This is a genomic window from Arthrobacter sp. MDT2-34-1 (assembly GCF_059091365.1).
In genome coordinates, this window is sequence record NZ_JBNHGO010000174.1 from 1 (window position 1) to 386 (window position 386).

The 386-nt window shown below is 71.0% G+C and carries 1 protein-coding gene; it reads right to left on the reverse strand.

Going from position 1 to position 386, the window contains the following annotated elements; translation table 11 throughout:
• Positions 1–386: Gfo/Idh/MocA family protein (locus AC5RVV_RS18235; protein ID WP_494002743.1), on the reverse strand; the 386-nt coding region annotated here is incomplete at both ends.

Here is a 386-nt window from a genome sequence, read left to right on the forward strand (position 1 = left end):
TGGATGAGGTCACGCAGGTAGCGGATTTCGGGCCGGGCCCGGGCCTGCAGGCCGGTGGCCGCGTACACCCCGGCGGTGGTGAAGCCATCGCGCAGCTGGCGGGTCTGGTCCAGGGTGGATCCGGAGGGCCACTCGCTGTAGACGGGCTTGCCGGCCGCCAGGATCTTCTGCAGCAGCTCGTAGTGGTGCTCCACGCGCACGGCGACGATGACCAGGTCCACCGCGTCCGAGCCGATGAGCTCGTCCGGGTTGTCGTAGGCCTCGGGGATGCCGAACTCCTCGGCGGTGGCCTTCGCGGAGTTCAGGCGGGTGGTGCTGACCGCGCTCACCTTCAGGCCGGGGATGGTCGCCAGGGCGGGCAGGTGCGCGATGCGTCCCCAGCCGGT